Raw genomic sequence first — 23,289 nt, forward strand, 5'->3', positions numbered from 1 at the left:
TTGCATGCTATCGTCGAAGACGTCGGCGCCTCCGGCCGCTCGGTCCGCGGGGTGACGTCTGGGGGTGACGTCTGTCTCGAAGGGGGAGGTAATGGGCCACGACATGGCATGGCGCAGGCCGCACTGGCTCACGGGGGACGACAGTCTTCTGCGGGTGGGGCCCGGAACCGGCGGAGACGAGGAGCACACCTGCCCCTCGCACGCCGCCGCCAAGGCCCGACCGGGGCTGTGGCCGGCCCAGCGCCTGCGGCTGCCGAAGCCGGAGCTCGAAACCTTCACCCTCGGGCCGGTCATGGACGCCGTCGACCGGGTCGAGTTCCACGAGGAGACACTCGACCAGGCCCTGGAGGGGCTGCGCTCCAGGACGCCCGCCCTCCACCCCGGACATCTCACCTACGCCGAGCACGCCCTGCGGTCGTACAGGCAGGCGTTCGCCGCGGAAGGCGACAAGAGGCTGCGCCCCGTCCGTGCCTACTGGGTGGCGCAGCGCGAGAACGGCAAGTTCTGGGAGATGTACGCCTGGTGGCGGCGGTACGAGTCCGCCGACGGACGGCTGCGCGAGTACCGGCGGCTGCGGCACGGCCAGGCCAAGGGATCCGAACCCGGAGAGATCGCCATCGCCGTGTACGTGGCGGTCCACGGGCAACCGGCGGCCTGGCCCGGCAAGTGGTCGCGGGCCTTCCAGCCGCTTGGGCCCGTCGCGCGGCCCGAGCGCGTGCGCGTCGTCGAGGTGGGGCTGGCCGACGGCCGGCCCCGGGTGCAGTTCGACGGTACCGCCGAGGAGGCCGAGGCGTACTACGCCGAGCACGGACACTCGCACGTCGCTCGCGTCGTGGCGGGTGGGGCGCCGACGCCCGGCTCCTCCTGTGTCGACTGCAAGCAGTTCACGGCCTGCCCGGCCGTGCCGCGCAGGCCCGGGGTCCTTGGGCTGTCGTCACGACTCGCACCGCTGCGGAAGGTGTCCGTCAGCGACTTCCGCTACCACGCGGCCTGCCCCGCACAGGCGTTCCTGCGCGCGTTACACCTGCCCAGGTCCGATGAGTACGGCAGCGCCGCCAAGCTCGGCCAGGCGGTGCACGGCTGGATCGAGAAGCTGCACCGGCGTGACGGGTGGCCGCCCTGCGACGTCGCGGACATGCCCGTCGAGGGCGAGAACTGGACGGAAGAGCGGTGGCGGGTCTCCGACGAGGACGCCGCGACCGGCCGGGACATGTTGCTCCACCATGTCGACGCCTGCCCCTTCCAGGACCCGGGACTTGTCCAGCGGGTCGAGCCCGAGGCGCTCCGGGTCGTCCACGACACAGCCGCCCAGGCCGTGGTCATAGCCAAGCCCGACCTGCTCTATCAGGAGGACGGCTCCTGGGTGTGGCGAGAGCTGAAGACGACGAGGAAACGGCGCCGGAGTCAGGTGGATCTCCTTGAGGCGTATCCCCAACTCGCCCTGGCCGTCACGCTGCTGGCACAGGGCGCGCTGGGCGGTGACCCGGGCGGATCGCGCGTCGAGGTGGAGATCCTCCGGCCGGACGGCTCCGATCCCCATGTCATCGATCCGACCGATCCCGAGCAGCAGGCCAAGGCGCGGTCCGTGCTGCAGCGGTATGGCGGTCCCTGGCGGGAGGACGAGGCGTGGGATGCCCGGCCCGGACCGCATTGTCAGTCCTGTCCGGTATCCCAGTGGTGTCCGAGTGCGACGCCAAGCCTGACCGTTGAGGGAGAGGGAGAGGTGTGACGACGACGGACCTGCTGCCCGCGATTCCCGAAGGCGCCGGGACCGCCGACGAGACGCTGTTGCGGCTGATCGCCAGCGCCCTCGCCTGTCTGTCCCGACAGCGGACGGTGCCCAACCCGGTCTACCCGGCCAAGGTGCAGAACGCCTACAACCGCCTCGTGCTGCACTGCCTGCGGCGAGGTGAGGAACCACCGGGCAGCGTGCCTGAAATGGTTCGCTGGGCCTGCGAACGCCCGCTCGCGGAATGGCCGTTGCCCCTGCCCGACGAGGCCCGCTCGGGCACGGCCCTGCTGGTCGATCCCGAGACCAGGCTGCCGCACCAGTCGTGCCTGGAGTGGGAGGTGAACGCGGCCGATCCCGCCGCTGAACTGTTCGAGAACGAACGGATCCTGGAAGCCCTCGCAATCTGCCGCGCAGCCAGGTCACCCCGGGCCTACACCGCGTTCCGTGCCCTCCTCACCACTCGGCCCGTGCTCACGGGTGCCGAACTGGCGCTGCTCGGCGGCGATCCGGAGTGCGGGATGCTGCTGCACAGCGTCATCAAGCGCTGCTACGAACCCGCCCCCGCGTCCTATCTGCGTGAGGGCGCGTATCGGCAGTGCCCGCGCTGCCACTGCCTCATGGTGCCGCTGCTCGTCGGCGGACACCGCTGCGAACTGGACCGTTGCCGCCGAGACGGAGAACGGGGCGAAGGCACTCCACTGCGACCCGACAAAGGGGGAGTCTTCCAACTCAGCCGTCCCCTGCGCATGTTCGTCACCAGCCCCGGACTCGCCGAGACGGAGCTGGAATCCGCACTGAAGAAGAAGTTCGGGATCACGGCCGAGATGTGGCCGAACTACGACGCGTACGACCTTCGCGTCCCCCTGCCGGGGCGGCGGCACTGGGCCGTGGATGTGAAGGACCGCGTCAACCCCGCACTCCTGGCGCGCACGACCACTCCCTTCCGGGGTGACCCGCCGTACGAGCGTGCCTTCCTCGTCGTACCCCGGTACCGCTTCCGCGAGAACGAGGCTTACGGGCGGCAGTTCCGCCGCAACCTGCCCGACGACATGGCCGGGCGGGTCACTCTCCTGGACGACCAGGCGTTTCTACGACTGGTGGGCCGCGACCTCGCCACCCTGAGCCGACAGGAGACAGAACCACCGCGTACCGAAGGAGGCCGCCATGCGTGACCGCAGTGGATGGCACCGGCGCTGCTCACCGAAGCAGCTCACCGAAGTATGGCCGGCGAACCTCGGCAGCTTCCGTCCCGGCGACCTGCTCGACATCGAATTGGGCCTGTACCTGCTTCAGGACGTGACGCCGACCCGCACTGCCGCAGACGTCTGGCCGCTGCTGGGCGGCTACCCCTACAGCGAAGCCTTCGGCGACGTGCGCACAGACGAACAGCGCCTGCGCGTGCTGCGGGCCCGCCACTACCTGTGGGATCTGCGCCGACGGCACGCGTGGCGCGAGGCACTGGCCGACTACCTGACAGTTCCTCAGCAACTGCGGGGTTACGACCTCGACGGACCCGATGACGTACCTCGTCGCCGTGAGCCCGCGCGCGCCGCGCGCCGCTTCGAGATCTTCGAAGATCTGCTCAGCACCGCGCCCGACTTCTCGACGCGGTCCGTCCCGTTCGCCGAGGCTGGTGAGTACACCTTTCGTGTACAGGACCGCACCCACTCCGTCGTGTTCGAGGAGGAACTGCTGTCGGACACCCTGCCCCGTGCACACGCTCTCGACGCGCCGCCCGCAGGACGGGGAAAGCCGGTGGACGTCACGTGGGCGGAACTCGAAAAGGCCGCCGACACGATGGACACCGTGGAGGCGGCGGCACCAAACGGTCCCCGCAACGACTGGGCCGGGCGGCTTCGGCGCGTCAAACTGCTCGTGCGCGACGAGGAGGCCGAGAGCTTCACGGAGAAGGGGCGGCTGACGGTCGACCGGCTGCTGCACCTGGTGGGCATGGTCGGCGCCGGCAAGTCCACGATCCGCGACATCCTGACGTACCACGTCGTGACCCAGACACCCCGCCGCGTCACCATCGTCGTCGGCGACGTGGCGGAAACCCTGGCCGTAGTCGAGCAGTTCGACCGGCTGGGCGTGCTGGCCGCGCCGATCCTCGGGCACTCCACGCGCGAGCGCAACATCAACCGACTGCACCGCCGCACCGCCACGGCCGGTGCGGCCACCATGCTGGGGCACGACCATGCCGGGTTTGCCTATCTGAGCAGTGCCTGCCCGGTCGACGTCCTGCGCGGCCTGGAAGCGCGCCGCCCTCTCGGTATCCGTGAGGCGCCGTGCCTGACCCTTTTCACCGTGCCCGAGGTCGAGTCGGCTGACGGCGATCCGCTGCTCGACGACGAGAGCCCGGCAGTGCGTGACTTCCGGCGCCCGAAGCCACAGCGGCGGCTGTGCCCGCTGTGGAACCGCTGTCCCCGGCACCGCGGGGCCCGCGACCTGGTCGACGCCCAGCTGTGGGTCGCCACCCCGGCCGGCCTGGTGCACAGCTCCGTGCCGCAGCACCAGCACGACGAGCAGCTGAGGTATCTCGAACTCGCCTGTCGGATGAGCGATCTGATCATCGTGGACGAGGCGGATCGGGTGCAGATGCAACTCGACACGGCCTTCGCGCCCGCCAGCACCCTTGTGGGCAAAGCCCCGAACTCCTGGTTCGACGAGGTCGCTGTGCACAAGTTCCAGCAGATGACCCGTGATGGACGGCTCCAGCTGTCAGCCCGTGACGTCGACGACTGGACCAACGCCGTCAACACGGTCAGCGCCGCCACCGATCGCCTCTACGCGCTGCTCGTCAAGGACGACGGCCTCAGGCGCTGGATCAGCATGGACTACTTCAGCGCCTTCACCCTGCACAGTCTGCTGCTCGACAGCTGGTTTCCTGGCCGGAAGGAGGGGGAGCGCCCGCCCGCGGCGGCCCGGAGCCTGGACGTCGCACTCGGACGGTTCAGGGACGATCCGCTGCACGAGCAGCAGAGCGGTACGAGCGACGACGAGGTGACTCCCCTGGTCAACACTTTCGTCCACCTCACCCTGGAGCTCCTGCACGCGCCTCAGGGAGCCCGAACCCGCGAACGGCTCCGCGAGGCCCTCAGCGACGTCGTATCGGACGACTGCGGCGTACTCGCCGATATCGACCTCCAGGCCCGGCTCTTCGAGTTCACCCTGATCCTGTCCGCACTGCACAGCCGGCTCGACTTCATGACCACGCTGTGGCCGCGTGTCGAAGCCGCACTCAACCTGGAAAGCGCCTCCAACGTCCTCTCCCGGAGGCCCCCGAAGGACTATGAGGCGGTCATCCCCGAGTCGCCCATGGGCAATGTCCTCGGCTTCCAGTTCCGCCACGATGACCGGGAGCGAGACGGCGACCGCAGTGGCGAACTCCGCTTCTTCCACTGCAACGGCGTCGGCCGTGAGCTGCTCATGCGGCTGGGCGACCTGTGCGCCGTGGACGGCCGCCCCGGACCGCACGTCCTGCTGATGTCCGCCACGAGCTGGGCGGGCACATCCAGCAGGTACCACGTGCACACCGACGTCGGAGCCGTACTGCGGCCCCGCGACGAGGAGGTCGAGGCTGTACTGGGCAGCGAGTTCCGCAAGGAGTTCCTGTACTGGCCCGGAGGCGACCAGCCGAAACCGTTGCGCCTGTCCGGCTGCGACCCCGAGGAGCGGCCGCAGGCCCTGCTGCACATGCTGCACCAGCTGGCTGTGCCCGACCGTAGCCTGCCCGACTCGGTGAGCATGCTGGACACCGAACTGGCCGAGATCGACGACCCGGAGCGACGTCGCATCCTCCTCCTCGTAGGCAGCTACGAAGAGGCACGCAGGGCCGCCGAATACCTCAACCAGATCCCCGAGTGGAACGGACGTGTCACCCAGCTCGTGTCCGACGACGCGGACGCGGACACCGCCTGGACGCGGCTGCCGGAGGACACCGCCGCGCGCACCCTGCCGCGCGGGGACGTCAAGTCGTTTCCCTCCGTCGGCGGCGACCTCCTCGTCGCCCCGCTCCTCGCGGTGGAGCGCGGGCACAACATCGTGCTGCGCGGGGGCAAGGCCGCCATCGGCACCGTCTACTTCCTGGCCCGCCCCCACCCACGCCCCGACGACATCTCGCTCGCCATCCAGTCCGTCAACGACTGGGCCGTACGCCAACTCCGCGACACCGAGGGCACGTTCCGGCAGAACGCGCTGGCCGCGGCCACACCCGACAGGGCCGCCGTCGAGTTCCGCAGCCGTGCCCGTCGTCAGTGGAACCGTTACCTGACCCGCAAGCTCGCCTGGTCGAGCCTGCGGGACGACGAGAAGGTGGCGTTCACCTGGGACCAACTCGTCGTCATGTGGCAGGTCATCGGCCGCCTAGTACGTGGCGGTGTGCCGGCCAGGGTGGTCTTCGTCGACGCGGCGTTCTCGCCGCGCGAAGCCGGGTTCCAGGCCATGGACACGCCCGACACGAGTCTTCTGGCGAGTATGCGCGAAGTCCTCGCCCCCTACTTCGACGCAGAAGGCGCGGCCGACCCGGAGCCCACCTCGATCGACAAGTCGCTCGTCCGCGAGCTGTACGAACCGCTCTACCGCGCCCTTGCGGACATGGGCTGACGGCCGGTCGGCGCACCCGAGACGCACACGACTCTCTTCGCCTCCAAGGAGAACCAGCACCGTGGAATACCAGTTCCTCCGGGCCGCCGCATATGTTCCCGACCCGGCGCAGGGACCGTTCACGGTCCCGATGCACACGCTCGCCCTCCCCGCGCACTGGGAGGAGCCCGTTCTGCGCCTGCACCACGACGGGTTGAGCGAGTGGCAGGCCGAGCGACGCCGCCGCGTGCCGACGAAGCGCATCAACCAGCTGCTGCGTGCCACCGCCCCGGACATCGTCACGGTCGACTCCACGGCCCGGTTCGGCTCGGCGAACCCCTGGTTGTACTGCACGGACCCGTACCCGATCGCGGTGACCAACCTCTACGTCGCCACCTGGCTCAAGAGCCTCCAAAGGAACCCGGACGACCCCGAGACGATGGGGCTGCTGATGGACTGCTTCCGGGATCTGGACGTGTCCGCCCTCAGGTGGCAGCAGGGCACGGTCGATCTGCTCGAACTACAGGACACATCACGGCAGACCGCGGTCCCCGCTGCCCACGTGTACCGGCTCCTTCCCGACGTCCTCGCAGCCAGGATCACGTGCCTGGCGCCGTACGAGCACAACGGGAAGCGACTTACCTTCCGCCAAGTGGCAGGTCTCGGCGGTTCGCGCGGAGCTGGCAGTGGGGGCGCCGAGCTGATGTCCGAGCTCATCGAGTACGTGCCCAAGCGCCACGGCGGAGGAGACGGGAGGCCGGCGTACTACGCCGCGACCATCCGGGTCACCGTACGCACCGTGCCGTTCTCGCCCGTCCCGCGGGTCCACCTGAGTGCCGGTGTCCGTCGGTTCGTGAGCGGCAAGGTGTTCATCCCCTATGGCAAGGGTGTGTCGGCCTACCTGCTGCCGGACGCCTCACTTGTGCTCGGCGGCCCTGTCCCGCGGCGCTACGCGGTCGCCATGCTGGACTGGAGGAACGGCACGACCGAGTGGCGACAGGGCGGGCCGGGGGGAATGCTCACCCAGATCACCGCTCTCGACGCGCTGCCCTCCCCGGACCGGCTGGTGAAGGAGGCAGACCACTGGATCCACGCCCGGGACGGCATCCGGACCGCTGTCGGGCATCACGCGGTCATGGGCAGGCACACCATCGGCACGGGCCTGATGCCCAGCGAACGACGGAGGCTGATCGAGTGGGCAGAACAGGCACTCGCCCCGGAGTTCGTGCCCATTCCCGCACTCACGCGCAGCTCGTACGCTCGGCCGCCCAAGAAGCAATTGAAGAAGCTGCCGTCCATTCCCAAGAAGGAGCAGACGCCCGAGGACCTCGCGGCGATCCTTGACCAGCGGGAACTTCTCTCGGCGCACAACGCCCAGGTGCTCCGCGCCCGCCTGGCCGAGGCATTGGAGGGTGAGGATCTCACGGCGCTCGTTCTCTACCAGTCGGACATCATGCGCGACCAGATCGTCGCTGCCGCGGAGGCCGGACTGGGTCTCGCAGGGCTCCGGCGGGGGGAGACTGCCGACACGTGGGTCTGGGAGTCGGAGGAGCTGACGGTTCGGCTGCAAGCCCAGCGACTGGGTTCCCTGGGCGGTCCACTGGGCGGTGACCGTGTGCCCCGCAGGGGCAAGGATCACGACGAGGCCATCGCGGACCGCCGGACCCAGGTGGCGGAAGCAATGAACAGTCTGCGCGCGACCGTTCCTGGCATGCGGTTGGCCATCGTGGAACTCGACGGCCAGGACGCCTTCCGCCATGCCAAGCGGCGCAGCGACCCCAAGTACGCGATCCGCCTCGGCTGCGCCGACGCAGGCCTGGTGACCCAGTTCATCCGTCCCTTGGACGCCACCGCTGAACAGCAGGAGCAGGCTATGGAAGACGCACGGATGCGTGCTGCCTCGGCCTGGTCGGACGGCATGCGCCAGACCGGTATGCGGTTGCTGCCGCAGCACACTCTCGGCGACCTCATCCCCGTCGGTCTGAACCAGGTGGCCTTCCATCTCGTGGAGCGCCGCCACGACGGGCCCACGGGCAGGCAGCAGTTCACGCCGATCGCGATCCTCATCCGACCGGGCGCGAAGTGCGTCCTCGGCAGGTCGGCGGACATGCACGGATGGGTTCCGTATCCGGAACTCCTCAAGGCGTTGACCGGACGCGTCGAGGCAAAGAGGACCAGCGGCGACCAGGCGGCTCTCATGGCGGCCTTTATCAAGCAGACGCTGTCGAGCTTGCGCAGCACCCCGACGCTCGTACTGACACATGCCCAGGACGTGCGGAAGCGCTGGATGTGGCTGAAGAACGACGGACTGGAGCAGGACCGCCTCGGTCTCGACGGAGGGCCGACGCAGCGGATCGGACTCTACGGCAAGCAGCTACGAGTCGTCCGGGTCGCCGACGGCACCAGGGACGAGACGGCGCAGTGGTGGGCGGAGCGGGAGGAACTCAAACCTGAGCTGGAGGGCCAACAGCGAGGGGGCATCGCGATGGGGTTGTGGAAGCCCGGCGTACAGGGCGATCCGGGCCGCGTCTTCTACAGCACGGTCGGCAAGTCCAGCACGCAGACGAAGCTCACCAACGATGACGCGAAACTGACGCCGCACATCAACCCGTCGGGCAACAGCGCACACCGTCCGACGGCGAACGCCTGGAACCCGGATCTTCTCGAATTCACGGTCGCCTGTCTCCAGCCGGGCGACGATGCTGAAGCCTGGGCGGCGTTCGTGCACCAGCAGCGTTTCAGCGAGGACTACCGAGAGGCTCGCGATGGCCTGGGCATGCCCCTCATCCTGCATCTCGCGCGGTTGGCGGACGACTATGCCCTGCCTCACGAGATCGAAGACTTCCTAGATCCTACGCAGCCCCAACCCGCGGCTCCGCCGGACGGGGAGCCGCGGGGGCAGCTGACATTTGACTTCGATGACCGGGATGACGACGAGTGACGCTATAGCTTTCGGTATATGCCTGCAGACGGTCTCGTCGCGCTCTTAGAGAATCTCGTCCTTACACCAGAGCAGGCTCTAATCCACAGGAGGGGTCCGAACTCCGACAGTACCGAGTAGTCGAACCCGGGATCAGTCAGTTCCAGTTAGACCAGTTCATCACCGACCCGGGGATGGCCAGGCTCCCCCTGGGGAAGGCGGCTCGCGCGGCCCGCACCGTCTCCGCCGGGATCTCACATGGCTCCTGCGGCCTCATAGACATGGACGCCCACCCCATATGACAACGTCGGGCCCTCAAGACCTACCGGGTCCTGAGAGCCGACGTCACGCCAAGCCCCGAATTAACCAACAGCGTCGGACCGCTCTGGCGCGGGGGCGCCTCCTTACGTAGCCATCGGGGTAGCCACGGACGCGCCTTCCTTGAACGTTTGCGCAGGTCATAGCATTGCGGTGATTCTCCCCGGCGTACAGCCCGACTCGTCTGCCGCTTCGCATTCCACAGGCCACACCTCCTGAGGTGCCACGAATCGGATGCCTCGCAGTGGTGGGCTAGCACGGGGCCGACGTAAGCGCACCGCTGACGAGGGCGTCCGGCGTCGGCAGGGGACCGGTCGCGGCGTCTGCGCCGCCACTGCGAGCACTGGTACGGCTGCCAGTACCGCCAGGTACCCTCGGACACATCGTCAACGCGGCCCGACGGGCTTCCGCTCCACCCCGGTGGAGTCTCGAAGGACATGCCCCCACCCGCACGAGTCTCTTCGTGCTGCCTGGGGGAAGTCCTTGCTGTTCCGCGCGTCCGCGAAAACGGTCGCCGTCATGGCACTCGACGGTTCGCTGTTCCTGCACCTCACCGAGCAGTTCGTCCACATGCATGGCTATCGGCCTGGGGCCTCGGAGGTGCGTTCCTGGGAGCGCAGCATCCCGCTTCTGACAGCCGCGCTCAACGACGCCGGCCTGGGCGACGTCGAGGTCATGCTGGAATACGCGCTCCCGCTGAACAGCAAGCGGGCCGACGTCGTCCTCGCCGGTCTGCACCCGGTCACGCAGGAGCCGTCCTACGTCGTGGTGGAGCTGAAGCAGTGGAGCCAGGCGGCTCCGCACGAGGACGACCCCACCCTGTGTCATGTCGACGCCTACTCGCCCCCCGTGCTCAACCCGATCGAGCAGGTGCGGCGGTACTGCGACTACCTGGTCAACTTCAACGGCGCGTTGGCCGAGCACGGCGAGCGGATCCATGGAGTGGCCTTCCTGCACAACGCCACCGAGTTCGGGGTGGCGGGGCTGCGGGAGATCGAGCGCGACGGGCAGGGTCTGCTTTTCACCGGCGAGCGTCGCGGTGAGTTCCTGGAGCACCTCCGGTCGAAGCTGAGCAACAAGCACCCCGGTGCTGATGCGGCCGACGAACTGCTCGCGGGAGCCACCGTGCCGTCGAAGCAGTTGATGTCCGTGGCTGCCCAGGAAGTGCGGGAGCGACAGCAGTTCGTCCTTCTCGACGAGCAGCAGGTCGCCTACCGCCTGGTGCTCAACGCGGTGGAGAGGGCGAAGCGCGCCGACCACAAGGAAGTCGTCATTGTCACCGGCGGCCCCGGTACTGGGAAGAGTGTGATCGCACTCCAACTGCTCGGCGAGCTATACCGGAGGGGCGTGGCAGCGGTCCACGCGACCGGCTCGCAGTCGTTCACTACGACGATGCGCAAGGTGGCCGGCTCTCGGAAACGGGAGGTCCAGGATCTCTTCAAGTACTTCAACAGCTTCATGACCACGGAGAAGAACAGCCTGGGTGCTCTGATCTGTGACGAGGCGCACCGTATCCGGGAGACCTCCGCCAACCGCTACACCCGCGCTGCACTGCGGACCGGCAGGGCACAGATCGACGAACTTATCGACGTCGCCCACGTACCGGTCTTCTTCCTCGACGAGCACCAAGTGGTGCGTCCCGGGGAGATGGGCACCGTGCACGAAATCCGGGAGGCTGCGTCCAGACGGGGCATCGACTGCCATGTCGTCCCCCTGGACAGCCAGTTCCGCTGCGGAGGCAGCGACGCCTACCTTCGCTGGGTGGTCCGGCTTCTCGGCCTCGAGCCCGGCGGGCCGGTCGTGTGGGAGCCCGACGATCGCATGCAGTTGCTGGTCGCAGAGAGCCCTGAAGAGCTGGAGGCGTTCCTCGACGCCCGCCGCGCCGAGGAAAGCGGTGCCCGGATGTCCGCGGGCTACTGCTGGCGATGGTCCCCCGAGCCCAAGCCCGGCGAGCCACTGCCTCCCGACGTTGTCATCGGGGGCTGGGCCCGGCCTTGGAACCTGCGCGGGGACCGGTCGGTCTCCGGCGCGCCTCCGTCCGCCCTGTGGGCCACCGATCCTGCGGGCTTCGGGCAGATCGGCTGCGTCTACACCGCCCAGGGGTTCGAGTACGACTGGTCCGGCGTCATCATCGGCCCGGACCTGGTCTGGCGGGGTGACCGCTGGATCACCGACCGCACTGCGTCTAAGGACCCGGTGTTCAAGAAGTCCACACCGGACACCGACGTGGACCGTCTCATCCGGAACACGTACAAGGTGTTGCTGACACGGGGGATGGTCGGCACGATCGTGTACTCGACCGATCCGGAGACCCGGACGAAGCTGCGGGAACTGGTGTCCGGGCGACCGGAGCCACGGCCGACCGCGACCGAGGAGCCCCTTCTGCGGCGGTGAGCGCGTGATATCCGGCCATGATGTCGGTGCTTCCAGCCGACCGATGTGTCATATGCGCTGGGAGGGCGCTCACTTTCCTAAGATCCCAGACGTCATTGCGGCCCGACGGGCTTCCCACGTGGACACGCCCCCATCCGCACGAGTCACTCGTGCCCTGGGGGATCCACCTCGTGTCCATGCTCCTGCTGAAACTGGCAGCGCGGGATCTGCTGAACTTGAACTCAAGACGCCGTATGGTGCCCCACCTCGCCGCGAGGTGGACGCACTTCCTGAGCACCGAGGCTTCGTTGACCGAACGTTCCGCCTGGGCGGAGAGCCTGGTTCATCTTGCCGAAGACCTGGTCGCCGCCGACCGTGGGAACGTCGAGATGGTCGTCGAGTGCGCTGCCACGCTCGACGAGACCGAACGCACCGGAGATCCGCGGCTCATCGACGTCGTCCTCGTGGGCCATCATCCCGAAGAGAGCGGGCTGTCCGTCCAGCTCGTCGAGTTAAAGCGTTGGTCGACGGTGACGCGGGTGGAGCGAGCCACCGCGGAACTGGTGCATGTCCCTGGTATGGGGGAGAAGAAGCATCCGGCGCTGCAACTGCGCGAATACTACGAGGCGTTCACGAGTGAAAGAGGACCGCTGCACGGACTGGACTACGAGTGCGGCGGCTTCGCCTATCTGCACAACGCCACCGACGCCGCAGTGCTCCCACTGGTCGGCGTGGACGCGCCGACCGGTTCCTACGCCCGTGTCTACACCAGCGACCGCCGTGCCCAACTGCTGTCGGACCTGCGGAGCAGCTTCGCCGATGACGGTGCCGACTCGGCGGCCGAGATCCTTTTGCGGAGCATGGGCCTGCGCAACACGCCTTTGCTCGACGCGATGATCCGCTCCAGCGGCGAGGACACGGTCTTCACCCTGCGTGGCCGTCAGAAGAAGGTCGCGGACCAAATCCTCGACACGGCCGCCAAGGTGCTTCCCGATGCCCGGCGGCCCGCGCTCCTTCCCGACGAGCGGCGGGTGGTGTTCCTCGTCACGGGCGGTGCTGGCACGGGCAAGAGCGCCATCGGCCTCCAACTCAAGGCCGAACTGGAGGCGGAGGGCCGCACGGTCAAGTACGCGAGCGGCAGCAGGGCCTTCAACGGCGCCCTGCAGGAGCATGTCGGCTTCGGCGACCGGGAGTTCAAGGAGACCTTCACCTACTTCAGTAACTTCGTCACCCCGCCCGCCCCGCCCCTGGACGTGCTGATCTGCGACGAGGCCCATCGCCTGCGCGACCGCTCCACCAACCGCTTCTGGAAACCCGAGGACTGGGGCACCAAGCCTCAGGTGGACGAGCTCCTCGACGCTTCCCGGTTGACAGTGTTCTTCCTCGACGAGGGTCAGTCCGTGCGCCCGCAGGAGGTCGGCACCGCCGCTCTCGTGGAGGACGCGGCACGGCGCTACGACGCCCAGTTGGTCCGCAGCAGCCTGCGGGAACAGTTCCGGTGCGGCGGCAGCGACGCCTATATCCGCTGGGTGCGCGGCGCGTTGGGAGTGTCAGACGCGGAGTCGGAGCTGTGGACCCCGGACGGACTGATGCACGTGGAGGTTGTGGACAGCGCGGAGGAACTCGAGCAGATCATCCGTTCCGAGGCCGGGGCGGGAGCGTCGGCGCGGATGGTCGCCGGATACTGCTGGCCCTGGACGAAACCTTTGGGCAAGGAGAAGCGGCTTGAGCCCGACGTCCGGATCGGTGATTGGCACCGGCCGTGGAACGCGGACAGCGACTCCTTCTGCGAGAACAAGACCGTCCCGCCTTCCAAGATCTGGTCCGTGCACGAGAACGGTCTCGGCCAGATCGGTTGTGTGTACACCGCGCAGGGCCTGGAGTGGGACTGGTGCGGTGTGATCATGGGCGAGGACATGGTGCGCCGGGGCGACCGCTGGGTGTTCCGCCGGGGCAAGGAGAGGACGGACAAGGAGGCGGACGTCAAGCGGGTGGCCGTTCCCGGGTCGTTCGATCCCAAGGTGAAGCCGAAGAGCGTCGACGACGATGAGTTCGCCCGCCTCGTTCGGCACGCGTACCACGTGCTGATGACCCGGGCGAGCCGGGCGACCGTGCTCTACTCCACGGACGAGGAGAGCCGGGCATACCTGAAGGAGCTGGTCGGCGACGTCCAGATCCACGGTCTGCGACCCACTTGGGAGAACCTGCCGGAGCAGGCGCGACAGCCACACCTGCCCCGCCCCGGCCGAGGACGGCGGCGTCGCAGGAAGCGCCAGAAAGACACCCCGCCCGGAGAGCTGCGCCTCTTCTGACGCGGGGACCAGCACGTGGAGTGGCGGGCTCTCCCGGGCCCGCCACCTACCGGTCAGAAGACCAGGCGTGCTGCCGCGGTCAGCGCCGCCATCAACAGGTTGATGACGACTCCCACCGCGACGTCGACCAGAATCTGACGAATCCGGTCACGACGTGCAGGCTTGTACTCAACGGGGTTCATCGGTTTCCACTCCTGAGCGTGAGCTGGGAATGGCAGGGATCGCCCTACCGGGCATCCGCAGTCACACCGCGTACAGCACGCGGTGGAGACCACTCGTCGCTCATCGCCGAGGACCGGCACCTGGAACACCGCCGACGTACCCTCCGGGAAGGTGCGCAGCGGGTAACCATGTTAGTGCACGAGCCAGTTGGCGCAGATCAATCTCTCCCTCAGCCCTCCGAGCCCCTCGGCCTCGTGCTTCGACTTCCAGGTGTAGATCGTTTGGTGCGACACGACACGACACGACACGAGCGCGTCGCGTTGACACCTGGCCCAGGAGTTCATAGCCGACCGGAGTGCCCCGGTTGTCGGCAGGCGACATCCACGTACCGCCCGCCCGACAAGCTCAAGGCGTGAGGTCGGCCAAGAGGATGTCCAGGACCGTCTCCTCCTCGATGCGCACCCCCAGCTCGCCCAGCGCCACGGCCAGTGCAGGTTCCCACGCAGCGTCGGTCGGAGTGCCGGTCAGAGGTGGTGCCAACGGTGTGGCGGCGGCCGCGGTGCGGTAGTCGGCGGCGGTGTAGTGCCAGGGCAGCCAGGGGACGCGGCGCAACAGGGCACCGGCGATCCGCAGGCCGCCCCAGTCGAAGTCGCCGTGGTAGCGGAGCGTGGATCCGTGGGTGTGGAGGTGGCGCAGCAGGGTGAGGGCGGCGGCTGAGGGCTGGCCCTGGAGGCAGACCAGGGGTGGGCAGGTGGGGCCGTGGGTGTCTGCGGCGGTGGCCAGGACGGTCGGGTTCTCGCACACGTAGACGACCTCCGCCGCCGGCGTCGGAGGGGTGTGGGTGAGCTGGCGCAGTGTCAGGACGGCCGGTTCGCCTGTGTCGGTCATCCAGTCCAGGGCGGGGGTGCCGCGTAGGCCCAGGGTGAGGACGGTGGAGGAGAGGGCGTCTCTGAGCAGGCCGGCCGAGGCCCAGGCCTCGCGGCGCCATTCGGCTCCGTTTCCGTCGGGGAAGCCGGTCAGGGCACGGATGCCGGAGAGGACGATCGTGGCGAGCGGGGTTCCGTCGTCGAGCGCGTGAGCGTCGCCGAGAGCGGTGGCGGCGAAGGCGGGCAGGGACACCGCCGGGTCGGCGGGCAGTGTCCGCAGGACCGTCGTGGCGTCGGTGAGCAGGACCTTCGCCGCGTGAGGGGTGCGGGCCAGGCGTCGCACGAGACCGGCCTTGCGCAACTGGTGGGCCCACTCTGCCAGTTCGGGGCGCAGTGCGGCCAGTGGGGCGTACGCCTCCTGCCAGGCGTTCGCCTCCTGTTCGCGTACGTCGGCGAGCCGGGCGACGGGACCGGTGAGGGCGGTGACGGCCGTGGCGAGGCCGTAGGGGCTGATGCCGGAGCGGCGCAGCACTGTATCCACCGCGTCGAGGCGCACGGTCAGTGAGCGTCCGGCGCGTGGGGCGCGGCCCAACAGGCGTTCGGCGGCGGCGCGTTCGGCGCTGGTGGGGGCGGCCAGGGTGAGTAGGCCGGTGAGGGGTTCGTCCCGCTCCATACGGCGCCGGACGCGCTCGACCAGCCAGGCCAGGCCGGGGTCGCCGAGCAGCCGGCCGAGGCGGTCGAGGTCGATGCGCGGGCCCGGTTCGTCGGGGGAGCCGGACTGGCCAGGCCTGTTCATGTCCACAGTGGGTCTCGGCGGAGGTCGGTGTCGTCGGTGGGTAGGGGTGCTGCCGCCCCGAACGTGGTGGCCGCGGGAGCCGCCTGGGCGGGGAGAGGACCGGGCTGTCCGGGCCTGTTCATGCCCACAGCGGGTCCTGGCCGGGGTCGGTGCCGTTGCCGTCGGCGTGCATGGGTGCCGTCGCGCTGACCGCGGCACCCGCACCCAGGTCACCCGCGGCACCCGCACCCGGGGCACCCGCGGCACCCGGGGGAGCCGCCTGGGCGGGGAGGGTCGCCAGGCGGTGGTCCGGTTCATCGCCCCGTACGCGATCGGTGCCGTCCCATTCCCAGCGGGTCACCAGGACCGCGGCGATCTCGTCGACGCGGGAGAGCTGGGCGATGGCGATGCCGGGGACCTGGGGGTAGCAGGCCCACTCGCGTTCGCTGGTCATCACCACGTCCAGGTCGAAGGCGTGCAGCAGGCCCAGACACTTGGCCCGCGAGTCGTCGTCCACGCCCGCGAACGCCTCGTCCAGGGTGACCAGGCGCGGGGCGTCGGGGGCGGCCGTGGCGTAGTGCGAGGAGGCGGCGGCGAACAGCGGTACGGACACGGCCAGGACGCGTTCGCCGCCGGAGGCGGGACCGGTGGCCGGAACCCAGGCGCCGTGCTGGTGCCGCTCGATGCCGAACTCGTGCCAGGACCGGTAGTCCAACGCCGCGGTGAGCACCTCGAGCCAGCTGCCCGCCGTGTCGTCGGACTGTCGGCGGGCGATCTCGGCCTGCAGGAACTCCCCGACCGCCGCCCGGTCCTCGGGCGCCCAGGCGTCCGCGGACTGGCGCAGGCGCTCCCTTGCCTGGGCCAGCCCGGTCGGCGCCTTGCGCGAGGAGCGCCACACCAGACGCAGCTTCATGCCGGTGGACGTGGGCCGCTCCAGCAGTTCGGCGTTCATGGCCCGCACCTGCCGCTCGGCGGCGGCGATCAGTTCCTGCAGGGTGCCCGCGACCTCGGTGAGCAGGTGGGTTTCGAGGATCTCGCGTTCGTGCGCGGACAGGATGTGCGCCAGTTCGGTCACCTCGGCGGAGAGGGCCGCGGCCAGGTCGGGCACGGTGCGCCGGCGGCCCTGGTAGACGATGTCGACGACCATGCCGTCCTCGACCATGCGGGCGGTGGCGGTGTGGCCGCCGCGGGAGAGGGCGTCCTGGAGTTTCTTGTACTCCTCGCTGAGCCGTTTCTGGACGCGTTCCCAGGCGCCGTCGGAGTCGTCGGTGCCGGACGGGCCCGACAGCTGCGCCTCGACGGCGCGGGCGAGCGCGACGGCCGGGGTGGCCGCCCACGGTCCGCCGTCCAGCGGGGGCAGGGCCACCTCGGGCAGCGCAACGGCCAGCAGTCCGGTGGCCGCGAACCGCTGGAGCGCGGCGATCGCCTCGGCGCGGGAGGCGGCGGCCTCGTCCACGTCCTTCTCCAGCTGCTCGATACGGCCCTCCGCATGGCCGACCCGCCGTCCGGCGGCGGTGTGCTCCTCGCGGGAGCGGCGCTGGTCGCGGTCGCACGCGACCAGGGCCTCGGCGGTGGCGGCCAGGCGCCGTTCGAGGTCGGCGACGGCGGCACCGACGGTGGAACGCAAGGTGGTGTGCCGTTCGTCGGCGGCGGCCGCCAGGCGGGCCGACTCCTCTGCGCGCAGGGCCAGTTCGGCCACCCGCGCGCCGGCCTCCTCGGCTTCCGCGCGCTCGTCGGCCACCGCGCGTCCGGCAACTGCCCGCTCACGCAGGGCGGGCCACAGAGCGGCCAGAACGGCGGCGTAGTCGGCCAGCGCCTGGCGGACGACGAGCAGCCGCGGACGGTCGGCGGGCAGGTTCACGGCCGTTGCCGTGTCGGCGAGTTCGGTGGCGGTCTCGGCTTCCTGACCGGCCGCCGCGGCCAGGTCGGCCGAGCGTTCGTCCTGGCGGGCGCGGGCCCGGTGGGCTGCGTCCGCGGAGGCCGCGGCCAGGGCGTGTGCGTGGCGCAGGGCTGCGTCGTCGGGGACGGCGGCCAGTTCGGCATCCAGAGTGCGGCGTCGTCCGGCCACCGTTGCCCGCTCGGCCTCCAGCTCGTTCAACTGGCCTGCCAGAGCGTCCAGTTCGCCGCGCAGAGCGGCGATCCGGGCCCGGCGCGCCTCTTCACGGGCGCCCTCGCCCACGTATACGGCGGCCTGCTTCGACCAGCTGCCGGTCAGCGCTCCGACGCTGAATCGGCCGTCCGAGGCCACCCAGGTGTCGCCGCCGGAGCCGAGCCCCACGGCAGCCAGAAGGCGCGCCACCGTCTGCTCGCCCACCGCCACGGCGCGCGGATCACCGTGGTCGACCGCCGGGCGCAGCACGTTGCCGAGCACCGGCCCGGTGAGCGGGGCGCCCGGTGACAGCAGGACGTCGTGCAGGTCCGTGTGCAGGACGGTGCCGTCCGGGCACACCCAGGCGTCCAGCATCCCGGAGGCCTCCAACGCCGCCTCCAGACCCGCGCGTTCACCGGCGGTGATGTGATCGTGGAAGTCGACCAACCGCCACAGGGGCGCTCCGGGCGCCTGCTCGCGCACGTCGGGTGCACGTGTGTGCGGCGCGGTGGGACCGAGCTGGCCGCCGGCCTCCAGGTCGGCCAGCTCCCGCTCGCTCTCGGCGCACCGGGTGTTCAGTTCGGTCAGCCGTTGGCCGAGTGCCGCCGTCCGGTCGGCCAGGTCCGTGGCCCGGGCACGATGGGCGTCGGCGGCATGCACCCGCGCGGGAGAGGGACCACGCAGATGGGTGACCCAGTCCTGCAGACCGTCCAGCAGGCCCACCGGGTCCTGTGGGGTCAATTCCTCGCATACGTCGAGGTGTTCGCGTACGGCGGCGACCAGCTCCCGGCCCGCCCCGGCAGCGGCGGCTTCCGCCTGGGCCTGCTGCCCGGCGGTGTGCCCGGCTTCGGTCTGCGCCTCGTCCAGCCGGCGGGCGGCGGCGCGCCGCTCGGCGGCGGCCTCCTCGGCGCGGGACGCCATCTCCTCCACGTGGTCGACCGTGCGCCGCCTGCGCGCCACCGACTCCTCGGCCGCGCGGCGCAGTTCGGCCTCCGGCGCGCCCTCGATGCGCAGATCGCCGTCGAGGCGGGCGGCCGAGGCCGCCTCCAGCTCGCGCGCGAGCGTGTCCGCGACCTGCTCCTCGGCCGCCGCGAACCGTCTGTCGGCACTCTCCAGGCGGCCCAGGGCGCGGGTGTGCGCCTGGGCGGCCTGCTCCCGGTCCGCCTCGGTGCGGGAAAGCTCCCCGGCGGTGCGGCGCGCGTCTGCCGCCGACTGCTCCAACTCCCGGGCACTGCGCATCTCCGGGCCCTCGCGCAGCGCGGCCTCCTGCGCCTTCAGCCGTGCGGCACTCTCCTCCAGCCGCACGAGCCGCCCGACGATCCGCTCCCTGTCCTCCTCGGCCTGCGACCGCTCGGTCTGGGCCTGCGTGAGGTCACGGTTCAGCTGTTCGTAGCGGGCGTGCTCGTGGCGGGGGAGCCGGGCACGGCGGCGGGTGGCGACGCGGGCGTAGCGGCGGTAGTGGTCCAGGAAGGCGGAGGCGGCACGCTCGGCCTCGGTGGCCGCCCGCAGCTCTTCCTTCTCCTCGTCCAAGGACCGGAACGCCTCGGCCACATCGGCGATCACCGCCTGGTCCATGGGCGGCAGCGCCTCGGTCAGCGCACGCGAGAGAGCAGTCTCGTTCGGCCGCTTCGACAGCTGCGGCTGGCGCAACTGGACGAGCAGGTCCACCAGGGCCGCATACCGGCGCTCACCCAGACCGAACAGCGCCTCGTCCACAGCCCTGCGGTACGCCGTGGCCGTGTCGTACACCATGCCCCGCCCGACGAGAGCCTCCGCGAGCCGGTCCCGCGACAGCGCGGTGCCGGTGGCGTCGAGCAGACTGAGCTCCGGTCCGATCCGCTGGTCGGTGACGGCGTACCAGTGACGGGCGATTCCCCGCCCCGCCACCGCCTTCAGCCCGCAGGCCAGGGTGAGGAAGCGGTCCTGTCCGGTGGCCTCGTCGTGGCGGCCGAACTCGATCCAGGTGTAGCCGAGCCGCTCGGGGTACGGATGCTGCCCGCCCAGCAGGAGGTTCCACTCCATGCGCTTGCCCGGGTCCGCGTCGGGCTCCACGCGGCGCGCGGACAGGTCGCCGTCCAGGAGGAAGGGCAGGGTGAGGGCGAGGACCTTGGACTTGCCGGTGCCGTTGTTGCCACGCAACAGGAGCCGTCCGTCCCTGAACCAGAACTCCTCGGTGTCGTAGTAGAAGAGATCGACCAGGCCGATGCGCAATGGACGCCACCGGCCGGGCGCGGGGGTGGGCAGGGCGGTCACGGCGGTCATGCCTTTCGCTGAGAAGTACGAGGGGCGGGGACTCCCGGATCCCGTACGACGGTCTTGCCGACCGCGTACCGGGCCAGCGCCGGCAGTGGGGCGACGCCGCACTGGGTGGCGGTAACCAGGCCGAGCGAGGTCAGCTTGGCCAGGGCCTGGTCGACCAACTCCGCTTCCGCGCCCGGCTGTTTGGCGCTCTTGGACCAGAAGCCGCCGTGTTCGGTGCTCAACTCGCGTACGCGGCACTCCAGTTCACCGCGGCTTACCGCGCCGTCGGTGGTCGCGAGGTACTCGGCGAGCAGCAGGGTGACGTGTCCGTGCGTGCCCTGCTCGGGCATCCGTACGTCGGTCAGGTCGTCCAGGGGGTCGACCATCGCGATGCCCTCGGCACGCACCTCCGCGACCAGACCGGTCAGTTCGGTGATCCGGGCGGTGATGAAGGCGCGCTGACGGGTGAGATAGGCGAGCTCTTCGTCGATCAGCTCGGCGTAGTACAGCACGGGGTCGTCCAGCAGGCGCCGGGTCAACCGTTGGCGGATGGCGCGGAAGCGAAGTTCGTCGCTGTCCAGCGCGCTCTCGGAGGTCAGCTCCGTCAGGCGGTCCTCGAAACCGCCCGCGGTGATCATCGACGGGCCGCGGCGGGCGGCGAGCAGTCCGGCCAGGACGCGACGCTGGACGTCGTAGAGCACATCGCCCGCCCCGCTGACGTAGGCGTCCTCGTCCCCGGCCACCCGTCGCAGCACGCCGTAGTGCATGAGCAGCCGTACCACCGACGCCAGATCCAGCCGCTCCTCGCGCCGCTCCAGCGTGAACTCGATCCCGGCGGCGGCCAGATGGGGATCCGCTGCGTCCAGGACCACCTGCTCGGCCAGCCGGCCGAGCGCGATCTGCGCCTCGCCGCGCTCCAGTGCGGCCAGCGCCAGGCACAGCAGCACATAGCGGCGGCGGGTGAACGGCGCGCGGGCGCGGGAGGCCTCGCGGGCCGGATGGGTGGGGTCGGCCAGGGTGCCGGGTGCCCTGGCCAGCCGTGCCGCGTCCGCGTCCACCCGCAGCGGCCAGCCGGTGTTGCGGTCGAACCAGTCGCGCAGGTCGCGGGAGTGCCGGCGGACCAGCCGGAACTCCTCCGCGTGCGGGCCGTGCGCGAGCAGCAGCGGTTCCTTCAGCAGCGCGCGGGCGGCCCTGTGGAACTCGGCAGTGCGCCGGCCGTCCAGCACCTCGCCCAGGGGTGTGGTCATGACTGCTCCCTGCCGGAAGGGCCGGCGGCGCGCGTCCGGCCGGTTCGGGTGAGGTCGGTGATCTCGACCAGGTGGTCGGGGCCGCGGAAGGTGCCGCCCGGGGTGCGGATCCTGGCTCTCGTACCGTCCGTCAAGGCCGTGAGCCGGATCTCCATGGTGCCGTCGTTGCTGGTCGCGACGGTGGCCGTCATGCCGGGGCGCCAGGTGGCCAGGGCGTCGCCGAGCAGTTGCAGGAACAGGCCGAAGGCGAGCGGGTCGAGCTCGCCGAGCGCGGACAGCCTCGTGGTGCCGTCCGTCGCGAGGACGGCCCGGGCCGTCGCGATCTCCCGAGCCTGCTGGACGGCGATCTCGGCGAGGCGCTTGCGCTGCTCGGACCGGTCCTGCACCCGGCGGGTCCTGCCGCGCCGCTCGTAGCTGCCGGTACGGCGCAGTTGCGGGCTGATCCGCAGCGGCTCGGCCTCGGCCCACGGGGTGGAGGCGGCCACCGGGCGGGCGGCGCGCCGGTCGAGGGTATCGGCGTCGACGGTGAGATGACGTGCGGGATACAACCCGAACGCCGCACGCCACAGCTGGTGCCGCGCCGCGTCGTCGGGCGCCTCGGCGAACCAGCGGGCCAGGGTGCGGAAGTCCGCCGAGCGGTCCGAGCGCCCGGCCCGCCGCTCGTTCAACTGCCTTACGACTGCCAGCAATTGGGGGATGGCACCAAGAGCCCGGCCGCGCAGCAGACGGGCCTGCGACTCGCGGCCCTCCGCCGACACGAACCAGGCGGCCAGCCCCGACCACCTGGCCACCCACCGCTCATACGCTCGCGCCTCGGCGCTCTCGGCCTCACCCGGGGCGGCGTCGGCCGCCTCCCGGGCCGCCGCCAGCCGCAGCAGCACGCCGACCCGGCCCTGCTCCTCCAACTCGCCGATGAGCAGGGCGATCCGACCGCCCAGGGTGATCAGGTCTTGGATGAACCGTTCCAGGTACTGGATCAGGCGGTCCTTGTAGGCGAGGAACACCTCGACCTCCACACCGTGCAGGTCGATCGTGCGTTGCAGGGAACCCATGAAGGCCCGTGCGTTCTCCGCCAGCGCCTCGAACCGGCTCGTCAGAGCGGACAGCGCCAGATGCGTCTTGGCCGCGTCCGGCTCGCCTTCCTCCCGCTCGGCGGCGAGCACCAGCAGGGCCCGCAACTGGGTCACGATGTCGTGCAGGGCCACCGCCTGCAGCGCACCGCTCCGCCCCAGCGCCTCGTCGTAAGCGGACAGCGCCTGCTCGGCTGCCTCGCCGGCCTGGGTGAGTTGGTAGATGAAGCGTTTGCGGTAGAAGTCCTCGACCGCGGTGACCCGGGACGTGTCCGGATCCGCCCGCAGATTGCCCCAGTCGACAAGGCTGTCCAGCGCCTTGACCACCGTGTCCACGTCGGCGGGCCGGTGTTCCGGCGGCAGCGCAGCGAACACGTCCTCGGGCCGCAGGTGAACGGCGAAGCGCTCCTTGGCGGCCAGGAACGCTCCCATCACCCGGCGGTAGAGGGCTGCGTTGGGCACGGTGAGATGAGCGAAGGGCGTATACCCGGCCCGGGCCGGTCCGGAAGGCGTCGACGTCATCGTTCAGGCATTCTCCCCGACGGACGCCTCTCTGTGGCAATCGTGGCCTGATCTTCGCGCAGGGTCACGCCGGGGTGGGGC

General features: G+C 70.2%; 11 protein-coding genes. 6 read left to right on the plus strand and 5 right to left on the minus strand.

The genetic code is table 11. The features are described from left to right. Positions 1-103 precede the first annotated feature (103 nt). The 6 genes from OC490_RS11940 to OC490_RS11965 all read left to right on the plus strand — a co-directional run bounded on the left by OC490_RS11940 (position 104) and on the right by OC490_RS11965 (position 14,236). Positions 104-1,729, plus strand: coding sequence for a PD-(D/E)XK nuclease family protein (locus OC490_RS11940; protein WP_262057855.1), 1,626 nt, complete (start codon positions 104-106; stop codon positions 1,727-1,729). Next, positions 1,726-2,904: a hypothetical protein gene (locus OC490_RS11945; protein ID WP_262057856.1), complete on the plus strand. Its 1,179-nt coding sequence runs from the start codon at positions 1,726-1,728 to the stop codon at positions 2,902-2,904. Before OC490_RS11940 ends, OC490_RS11945 begins: the two co-directional genes overlap by 4 nt. Continuing rightward, positions 2,897-6,334, plus strand: coding sequence for a signal recognition particle (locus tag OC490_RS11950; RefSeq protein WP_262057857.1), 3,438 nt, complete (start codon positions 2,897-2,899; stop codon positions 6,332-6,334). The genes OC490_RS11945 and OC490_RS11950 overlap by 8 nt, the downstream gene beginning before the upstream one ends. 61 nt (positions 6,335-6,395) lie before the next feature. Next, complete coding sequence (locus tag OC490_RS11955; RefSeq protein WP_262057858.1) at positions 6,396-9,254, plus strand: pPIWI_RE module domain-containing protein; 2,859 nt, start codon at positions 6,396-6,398, stop codon at positions 9,252-9,254. A gap of 780 nt (positions 9,255-10,034) precedes the next feature. After that, on the plus strand, positions 10,035-11,945 hold the full coding sequence (locus OC490_RS11960) for a DUF2075 domain-containing protein (protein WP_262057859.1): 1,911 nt from the start codon (positions 10,035-10,037) through the stop codon (positions 11,943-11,945). Between the two features lie 287 nt (positions 11,946-12,232). Next, positions 12,233-14,236, plus strand: coding sequence for a DUF2075 domain-containing protein (locus tag OC490_RS11965; RefSeq protein ID WP_410098606.1), 2,004 nt, complete (start codon positions 12,233-12,235; stop codon positions 14,234-14,236). 53 nt (positions 14,237-14,289) lie between these two features. Here OC490_RS11965 and OC490_RS11970 read toward each other — a convergent pair whose 3' ends face one another. From OC490_RS11970 to OC490_RS11990, 5 genes are all read right to left on the minus strand, one after another. Then, positions 14,290-14,418 carry a DUF6408 family protein gene (locus tag OC490_RS11970; protein ID WP_262057860.1) on the minus strand — a complete coding sequence of 43 codons (129 nt, stop codon included), beginning with the start codon at positions 14,416-14,418 and terminating at the stop codon, positions 14,290-14,292. Positions 14,419-14,803: 385 nt separating this feature from the next. Then, the gene (locus OC490_RS11975; protein WP_262057861.1) at positions 14,804-16,060 is read right to left on the minus strand and encodes a TIGR02679 family protein; all 1,257 of its coding nucleotides are present in this window, start codon (positions 16,058-16,060) and stop codon (positions 14,804-14,806) included. Between the two features lie 118 nt (positions 16,061-16,178). Continuing rightward, positions 16,179-20,390 (minus strand): TIGR02680 family protein, encoded by a 4,212-nt coding sequence (locus OC490_RS11980; RefSeq protein ID WP_262057862.1) that lies wholly within the window; start codon positions 20,388-20,390, stop codon positions 16,179-16,181. Next, positions 20,387-21,616 carry a TIGR02678 family protein gene (locus OC490_RS11985; RefSeq protein WP_262057863.1) on the minus strand — a complete coding sequence of 410 codons (1,230 nt, stop codon included), beginning with the start codon at positions 21,614-21,616 and terminating at the stop codon, positions 20,387-20,389. The genes OC490_RS11980 and OC490_RS11985 overlap by 4 nt, the downstream gene beginning before the upstream one ends. Next, positions 21,613-23,148 (minus strand): TIGR02677 family protein, encoded by a 1,536-nt coding sequence (locus OC490_RS11990; protein ID WP_410098607.1) that lies wholly within the window; start codon positions 23,146-23,148, stop codon positions 21,613-21,615. Before OC490_RS11990 ends, OC490_RS11985 begins: the two co-directional genes overlap by 4 nt. Between the last annotated feature and the right edge of the window lie 141 nt (positions 23,149-23,289).

It is taken from the genome of Streptomyces sp. STR69, assembly GCF_024519455.1.
In the GTDB taxonomy this organism is placed as follows: Bacteria; Actinomycetota; Actinomycetes; order Streptomycetales; family Streptomycetaceae; genus Streptomyces.